Here is a 7,761-nt window from a genome sequence, read left to right on the forward strand (position 1 = left end):
GATGACCTGATGCGGATGCTGCGGGAGTGGGCGGTGGTCGTCGATCCCGGCCTCGCCGGCCGTGCGGGGATGGCGGCGGGCACGGAGACGGCGGAGGCGTTCGATGACGCGGACCTGTGTTTGCAGGCGATCCTCGAGGACTTCGACCGTCTGGCGAACCGCACGGAGATCACGGCTCTCGCGGATGCGGTGCTGCACCGTCACTCGGGGGAGCCGGAGTGGTGGTCGGTGGTCGCCGCGCTGGGGAAGTGGCCGCTTGACGATCAGCCTCGGTGGGCGAAGTCCCCGTGTCCGGAGTGCGACTGTAAGACGGTGCGTGTCCGCCCGCCTCGCCGGGTGGGTGACGCGGCGGTGTACCGGTGCACGACGTGCGAGTGGGAGTCCGACGATCGTGAGGACGACGGGTTCTACGCGGAGGTGTTCGCTGAGCTCGTGCCCGACACGGAGCCGCCGATGATCGTGGGCCGTGGTGCGCCGGCGCCCCCGCGGCCACCACTCCCGGACGCGGCGACAGCATCCCGCCTGGCGCTGCGGATCCTCCCGCCCGAGCCCGTGGATCTGCCGACGTCGGTGTGCCCCGAGTGCTTCACGGCACGCGCAGTGAACGGGGCGTGCGTATGTGGCTGACGCAGGAGCAGGCCGCAGAGCGCGCCGGGGTGACGACCCGCACGATCCGCAACTGGATCGCGTGGGGCGAGCTGCAGCCCCGCCTGGGCCGGTTCAAGGAGAAGGACGTGATCGAGACCGAGAAGCGGATGCGGGCACGCCGCGGCCGCCGCAAACCCACCAACAACACGAACCGCAGCTACGAGGGAGGGGAACGATGACACACACCATCGACGAGGCCGCCGCCGCCGCGGAGTTACTGCCCACAGTCGACGGGTTCGTGCACGGCCTGGTGCAGGTCGACCCGGTGTTCGTCGTCCAGTGCGACGGCTGTGGCCGAGTCGCAGTCGGGGAGCTGGACCCGCGCGGGAAGCGCACGGCCCTCGTGATCCTGTTCTGCGGCATCATCTTCGGCCACGCCGCCGACGACGATCGACGAATGTGCGCGCGATGCCGAGTCGGGGCGGGGTGGGTGGACTACGACACCCGCGAATGCGTCGCGGATCGACGCAAGCTCGAAGCGTACGAGCGGCACATGGTGGAGCGCGACGCGCCGCTGTTCTGAGCGTTTCCAGCGTTTCCACCTGTCGTGCTAGGCTGTGCCTTGCACAAGAACTATGACCGAAGCCCTGCCGATACCCGGTGGGGCTTCCGTCATGTCTGAGCAGGTTTTCCCTCGGAGTTGGTGCTCTTCGCCGAGGGGCTCGTCCCGACACCACACGCTCACATCCCTTCGCCACGCCCTGCGCTGTGACTGACGGTCCCGCCACGATGCCCTCTATGTCGATGGGCTAGCGGGGTTCAAGCCATCAGTCCTCGCCGGATTCGTGCAATCCAGGAGCGGTGATGGGCTGTCGGGGCGCTGTTCTCCCGAGCAGGGGTCCGCGTTGATGCGGAACCGACGTCGACGCAGCGCGGTCGGCGCCTCTGCTCGGGCTCATCGTGAAGCGTGGGCATCCGGGTGTGGGCGAGACCCCCGGATGCCCACGGCAAAGCCCAGGAGGAGGACTCCATGCCGATGGGACTCTGGCGGTGGGCGGCTACCGCGGCGGCTGAGCAGCGCATCTTCCGCGAGGACACGGAACGCCGCGACCGCCTGCACGCAGCGGCAGTGGCCCGGCGCCGGAAGGCGAAGCGCGGGGGCCGGCGATGAGCGCGTTCAATCCTCGTCAGATGTTCCTGCTCGACGAGGCGTGCAAGCCGATCGCGGAAGCATTCGGTCACGGGGTCTACCACGTTGGTACGTCCGCGGAGGCCTGTGCGGGCAGCCAGGTACTCGCCTATAGCGAGTCCGAGAAAAGCTGCCGATCGACTTCCAGATCCAGCAGCAGACCGCCGCGAACGCCCGCCACGGCGGAAAGTTCCGGAACCCGCTCGGGCTGCGCACCCTCGACAACTATCGTGGCGACACCTGGTCTCGCGAGGAGAGCAACGATGCCCACGCCTGACCGCCCCGAGGTGTCCACTACTGGACAGGTGCCGGACGACGACGGCGACACCATCGTGAGAGGAAGCGACTGATGGGCGCGCTCGCTGGGCTTCGCGAAGGCCGCCATGGGTAGCCGCGCCATCCGCGACGGGAAGGGTCACCGCGCCTACCGCCGCCAGCAGGCAGCGCTCAAGCGCCGCACGCACGCACAGAACCTCCCGTGCGGGTACGGCTCCCTGTCGGGCTGGGGATGCGGTGAGGAGATCGACACCACCCTCCCACCTACCCACAAGCGCAGCTTCACTGCGGACCATGACGACGCCCTCGCGAACGGGGGCAAGCTCGTCGGCCAGGTGCTCGTCCCGATGCACCGTGACTGCAACGCCCGGAAGGGCGACAACGCGGCCCCCGAGGTGTGGGCTGCCACATAGACCGCCGCGCGCGAGAGATTGCATGGACGGGCCGACGATCGAGCCCGCCTCAGGGACCCTCGCGCGCGGGCGCCACGTAGACCGAGGAGGTCATCGCATGATCATGCGCAACCGCGTCGACGTCGTCATGGCCGGCGACCACATCGAGGGGTACGAAGACGTCGCCGCGTTCCTCGGCGACACCGTCGAGACGGTCGACGTTGCCCCCGACGCCCGCCGCCGCATCGTCATCGTCGCCCGCACGAAGGTGCTCGGCGCTGAGCTCGCCGAGGCCCGCAAGATCACCCCGGTCGCCATCGTGACGCCCCGCATCCCGCAAGCCGCCTACGGCATCAGTGCCGACGACATCGTGTGGGCCGACGACCTGACGCACGAGGAGCGCGCCGAGCTCGAGCCTCACGTGCTCCCGATGCTGGCAACCACGCAGGCGCGTGCCGACGGATGATCACTCGCTTCCTGGTGCGCCGACGTGACGCCGCAGGTGACGCCTGGTGGCAGGCCGTCGCCCGAGTGCCCGTGCACCGGTACGACCCGAAGCAGGAAGCCCGCGCACGACGCGCTGAGCGCCGCGTGGAGGCGTGGGATGCGCTCCTGACCGCGTGGCGAGACATCACACGCCCCAACCGCTGACAGCCCGCCGGGGAGGTGCACAACCATGCCGACTTTCGGGATCACTTTCGAGGACCGACTGCTGAGTCGTTACGACGTGGAGCCGTCGACTGGGTGCTGGCGGTGGACCGGGACCATCATGACGAGCGGGTATGGGCAGATCGCACGGCACGGGCGAAACGTGTGTGCTCACCGCGCCATGTGGGAGCATCACAACGGGCCCATACCCGAGGGACTCACCATCGATCACCTGTGCCTTGACCGCCGCTGCGTGAACCCCGCGCACATGGAGGTCGTCACCTACAGCGAGAACAACTACCGCCGCTTCCAGAAGCGAACGCCGCTGCGCACGGCATAGTGAACACGACGAGGGGCGACTCGGTGAAAAATACCGAGACGCCCCTCGGCTGCCCACCTCCCGGGCGGTCCTGGCGCATCTCTCCGTGTGTAATTCGAGGAATGTGGGGGATTCGGGAGAGGTGGTGCGATGTGGGTAAGCCCAAGGCGCCTTGCGGCACGGATGCCGCCTACCGTCGACACCTCCGCAACCGCGAGACAGTCGACGAAGCGTGTCGCGATGCTCACGCCGCGGCGCGTCGGGGCGATCGCCGATCACCTGCTGCGAGCCCGCGCCCGAAGCGGCCGGCCGCCGACGAGCACTCCGACGTCGTGACAGATGACGAGGGCGATGTCGACGACATGGCGCTGATCGTCAGCGGGCTGCGGAGCGCGTTCAAGAAGATCGCCAAGGACGACCCGACGAAGCTCGCTCCGATCGCTCGCGAGTTCCGTGCCGCCGTTGAGGCCGTGCGCGGCCCAATCGAGACGCCGAAGGAGATGAGCCTTGCTGACCAACTCGAAGCAGCTCGAGCAGCTCGGGCTGCAAGAGCCGCGGGTCAGGGCGCTCCCTCTTAGCCGCGTAGACACGCTCGTTGACGACGTTCTCGACATCTGTGACCTCGCGAACATCGTCTGCGACCCGTGGCAAGAAGGCGCCCTCGAGGCCATCGCGTCGGTCGACGAGGATGGACAGTGGGCGGCCACCGAGTTTGGGATCCTCGTCTCGCGCCAGCAAGGCAAGGGCAACATCCTCCTGCCCTACGAGCTCGCCCACCTCTACCTCTGGCCGCGAGCCGATGGAGCGCCGAAGCTCATTGGGCATACAGCCCACGAGGCCGCCACGGCCCGCGAGGCGTTCCGGCGTGCACGCCGCATCATCCTCGCGTCGCCCGCGCTGCGGGCTGAGCTCGTCGGTGGCGGCAAGCAGACCGCGCAGGGCGTTACCGGCATCTCGACCGGAAATGGGAACTGGTCGATCGAGCTGAAGAACGGCAACCGCCTGATCTTCTTCACCCGCACCGGCGCCGCCGGCGTTGGCGTGTCCTTCGATGTGCTCATCGTGGACGAGGCGCAGCATTCACCACTGACCATCCTCGAGGCCCTTCTCCCCGCAACCGACGCGAGCCCCAATAAGCAGGTGCTGTTCACGGGCACTGTCCCGAAGGAAGACCAGGACGGCGAATACTTCGAGGGGCTCAGAGACAGAGGGCGAAAAGGCGGGTTCGAGCGAACCGGATGGATCGAGCACACGCCGGTCGGATCCGACGACCCGGATACCGCGGCAAAGATCGACCTCGGCAGCCCGCAGACGTGGCGGGAGGGAAACCCTGGCCTCGGCATCCGACTTGCGTGGAAGACGGTCGAAGACGACTGGGATCGCATGGGGCAGACCAGCCCTGAATCGTTCGCGCGGCAGCGGTGCTCCATCTGGCCATCGCGACGCGTTGAAGTCGCGGCCGCCCTATCCGACCTTGACCTCGAGGTCTGGAAGCGGCACGCGCGCGAGGACGCGGGAGTCGCCGGCGACGGCATCGTGCTCTCGCTGGCCTTGACTCGAGGTGGCAGCGCCGGCACGATCGGCAAGGCCGTCCGGGTCGACTCGGACAGCATCGCCGTCGAGCATCACTGGTCACAGGCCGGCACGATGTGGATCGCACCGATGCTCAAGGATCTGAAGGCGGAGCTCGGGAATCCGACGCTCGTCCTCGACTCGAAGAACGCGGCCCCGGTGATCTCGGCGCTCGACGCGGCGGGGATCAAGTACCTCGTCATGAACCTGGACGAGATCGCTGCCGCGCACGCCCTGTTCATCGAGTGGGTAAATGCGGGGATGGTTCCGCACCGCGATCAGCCCGAGGTGACGAAGTCTCTCGAGTTCGCCACGACCCGCAACATCGGCCGCGCCGGCATGACGTGGGAGCAGTCGGACCCGACGAAGCCGATCACGATCGCGCAGGCCGTGACGTGGGCGCTGTGGGGCGTTCTCAAGTCCGAGGCGTCACCGCCGAAGCAACCTACCCCGCCGCCCCCATCGGCGCAGATCATCACACGCGAAGAGGTCGGCCGGGCGGCCGAGACAAACCTCGCTGTCGCCCCGTTCTGACAGGAGGCCCGCTTTGACCGAGATCGGATATCAGACCGGGGGACTGGTCGGCTGGGGCGGGCTGGCGACAGACGCTCACGAGACGAACCCGGATCTCATCTGGCCGCTGTCGAACGAGGTGTTCGACCGGATGCGTCGTGAAGACCCGCAGGTGATGTCGGTCCTCGGTGCGGTGACCTTGCCGATCCAGGAGTCGGACTGGCAGCTCGACCCGGCGGGCGTGCGCGATGAAGTCGCGCAGCTCGTCGCCGACGACCTCGGCCTTGCACTCAAGGGGAAGCCCCGGGTTGCGCCGCTGCGGTCCAAGGGTCGGTTCTCGTGGGATGAGTTCCTGCGACTCGCTCTGCTTGAGCTGGTGTTCGGGCACTCAGTGTTCGAGCAGGTGTACGAGCCGGACGCGTTCGGGCGTGCGCACCTGCGGAAGCTGGCGTGGCGGCCGCCGCGCACGATCGCGCAGTTCAAGGTCGAGAGCGACGGGGGGCTGGCGGCGATCGTCCAGCACGGTCACGGCAAGCCCGTTCGCACGCCGGCCAAGCCGGGCGAGAAGAGCGCGAGCGTGGGCGGCGTGACGATCCCTGTGGATCGGCTTGTCGTGTTCGTGCATCAGCGCGAGGGCGGCAACTGGGTGGGGGTGTCCCTCCTCCGCGCGGCCTACAAGATGTGGCTGCTCAAAGACCGCACGCTGCGTGTGCAGGCGCTCGCGGCTGAGCGCAACGGGCTCGGCATGCCGAGCTACACGAGCGCCCCGCCTCCTGAAGATGCGACCTACGACGAGAAGAAGGCGTGGCTCGAAGAGGAGATCGCGCGCGGGCTTGAGATCGCGAAGGGTGCACGCGCGGGCGATGCGGCCGGCATCTCGTTGCCTCACGGGGCGACGTTCCGGTTTGAGGGCGTGACGGGGAAGGTTCCAGACCTCGACAAGCAGATCCGGTACTACGACGAGCAGATTGCCCGCGCCGTGCTGGCGAACTTCCTCAACCTCGGCGGGGATAACTCGACCGGTTCGTACGCGCTGGGTGACACGTTCGCGAACTTCTTCATCAACTCGCTGAATGCGCTCGCCCGGCACATCGCGACGATCATCCAGCAGCACGTCATCGAGGATCTCGTCGATGCGAACTGGGGGCCGGAGGAGCCGGCACCGCGACTCGTCCCGCCGAAGATCGGCGCCGAGCACCCGGCGACCGCTGAAGCGATCCGAGCGCTGCTCGAATCCGGCGCGATCCACTGGGATCCGGCGCTCGAGGCGCACCTTCGCGGGCTCTACGGGCTCCCGGTCATGGAAGAGAGCGACGACCTCGACGGCCGTGCTGATGGCATGACCGAGACCGAGAAGGCCCGCGAGATCGCGGAGATCGTTCAGAAGGTCTATCTCGGCGTGGGCCCGGTCCTCTCGCAAGAGGAAGCGCGAGACATCCTGCGCCGCGCCGGCGCCGAACTGGGTGAGGATCTGCCCGCACCGAAACAGCCCGAGGAGGCAGCATGACCAAGCGCGACAGCCGATATTGGGGCAAGCTCCCCATCCCGGAGTCCAAGGCCGCGTTCTTCAACGCCGTCACCACGCCGGCTCCGGCGGGAGATGGCACGGTCGCGACGATCCGCATGTACGGGCCGATCGACTCGTGGGGCGGATTCTGGGGCGTGTCCGCGAAGGACATGAGCGTCGTGCTCGACGCGCTCCCCGAAGAGGTCGACCAGATCATCCTCCGCATCAACTCCCCCGGGGGGGAAGTGTTCGAGGGCGTGTCGATCCTCAACATGCTCCGCGCGCACAAGGCGAAGGTCACCGCTGTCGTCGATGGGCTGGCCGCGTCGGCGGCGTCGGTGATCGCGTCCGGTGCGGATGAGGTCGTGATGTCCCCGGGCACGCAGATGATGATCCACTCACCGTCCACGATCGTGTGGGGCAACGCCCCCTACCTCCGCAAGCAGGCCGACGTGCTCGACAAGATCGAGGCGTCGATCATCGCGATCTACTCGGCGAAGGCGGGCGACGGGCCGGACTGGCCGACGCTGCTCGCCGAGGAGACGTGGATGACCCCTGACGAGGCGGTGGAGCTCGGTCTCGTCGACCGGATCGCGGTCATCCCTGACGCCGGGGAGCCGGCGACGGTCGGGGCCGACGACGAGACGATCCTGATCCCCGACGAGGACGAGCCGACCGATTCGGCAGCCCGTCTCGTCGTGTTCGCGTCGGCGACTGCCCGCGCGTCCCTCAGTCTCCCGGTCTCGACCGAGCCGGG

The 7,761-nt window shown here is 68.0% G+C and carries 11 protein-coding genes; all 11 read left to right on the forward strand.

The window, feature by feature from the left end:
* A partial coding sequence (locus LL239_RS17105) for a hypothetical protein (RefSeq protein ID WP_228164540.1) occupies positions 1 to 627 on the forward strand: 627 nt, incomplete at its 5' end.
* The gene (locus tag LL239_RS17110) at positions 618 to 827 is read left to right on the forward strand and encodes a helix-turn-helix domain-containing protein (protein WP_374197647.1); all 210 of its coding nucleotides are present in this window, start codon (positions 618 to 620) and stop codon (positions 825 to 827) included. The genes LL239_RS17105 and LL239_RS17110, both read left to right, overlap by 10 nt.
* Positions 824 to 1,171 (forward strand): hypothetical protein, encoded by a 348-nt coding sequence (locus tag LL239_RS17115; RefSeq protein ID WP_228164542.1) that lies wholly within the window; start codon positions 824 to 826, stop codon positions 1,169 to 1,171. The genes LL239_RS17110 and LL239_RS17115 overlap by 4 nt, the downstream gene beginning before the upstream one ends.
* Positions 1,172 to 2,160: 989 nt before the next feature.
* Positions 2,161 to 2,466 (forward strand): hypothetical protein, encoded by a 306-nt coding sequence (locus LL239_RS17120; protein ID WP_228164543.1) that lies wholly within the window; start codon positions 2,161 to 2,163, stop codon positions 2,464 to 2,466.
* Between the two features lie 97 nt (positions 2,467 to 2,563).
* Positions 2,564 to 2,911 (forward strand): hypothetical protein, encoded by a 348-nt coding sequence (locus LL239_RS17125; protein WP_228164544.1) that lies wholly within the window; start codon positions 2,564 to 2,566, stop codon positions 2,909 to 2,911.
* Positions 2,908 to 3,096: a hypothetical protein gene (locus tag LL239_RS17130; RefSeq protein ID WP_228164545.1), complete on the forward strand. Its 189-nt coding sequence runs from the start codon at positions 2,908 to 2,910 to the stop codon at positions 3,094 to 3,096. The genes LL239_RS17125 and LL239_RS17130 overlap by 4 nt, the downstream gene beginning before the upstream one ends.
* A 25-nt stretch (positions 3,097 to 3,121) precedes the next feature.
* Positions 3,122 to 3,433 (forward strand): HNH endonuclease signature motif containing protein, encoded by a 312-nt coding sequence (locus tag LL239_RS17135; protein WP_228164546.1) that lies wholly within the window; start codon positions 3,122 to 3,124, stop codon positions 3,431 to 3,433.
* Between the two features lie 311 nt (positions 3,434 to 3,744).
* Complete coding sequence (locus LL239_RS17140) at positions 3,745 to 3,990, forward strand: hypothetical protein (RefSeq protein ID WP_228164547.1); 246 nt, start codon at positions 3,745 to 3,747, stop codon at positions 3,988 to 3,990.
* Positions 3,920 to 5,518: a hypothetical protein gene (locus tag LL239_RS17145; RefSeq protein ID WP_228164548.1), complete on the forward strand. Its 1,599-nt coding sequence runs from the start codon at positions 3,920 to 3,922 to the stop codon at positions 5,516 to 5,518. Before LL239_RS17140 ends, LL239_RS17145 begins: the two co-directional genes overlap by 71 nt.
* Before the next feature lie 13 nt (positions 5,519 to 5,531).
* Positions 5,532 to 7,004 (forward strand): DUF935 domain-containing protein, encoded by a 1,473-nt coding sequence (locus tag LL239_RS17150; protein WP_228164549.1) that lies wholly within the window; start codon positions 5,532 to 5,534, stop codon positions 7,002 to 7,004.
* Positions 7,001 to 7,761: head maturation protease, ClpP-related (locus tag LL239_RS17155; RefSeq protein ID WP_228164550.1), on the forward strand; the 761-nt coding region annotated here is incomplete at its 3' end. The genes LL239_RS17150 and LL239_RS17155, both read left to right, overlap by 4 nt.

The organism is Microbacterium testaceum, assembly GCF_020781835.1.
Classification (GTDB): Bacteria; Actinomycetota; Actinomycetes; order Actinomycetales; family Microbacteriaceae; genus Microbacterium; species Microbacterium testaceum_H.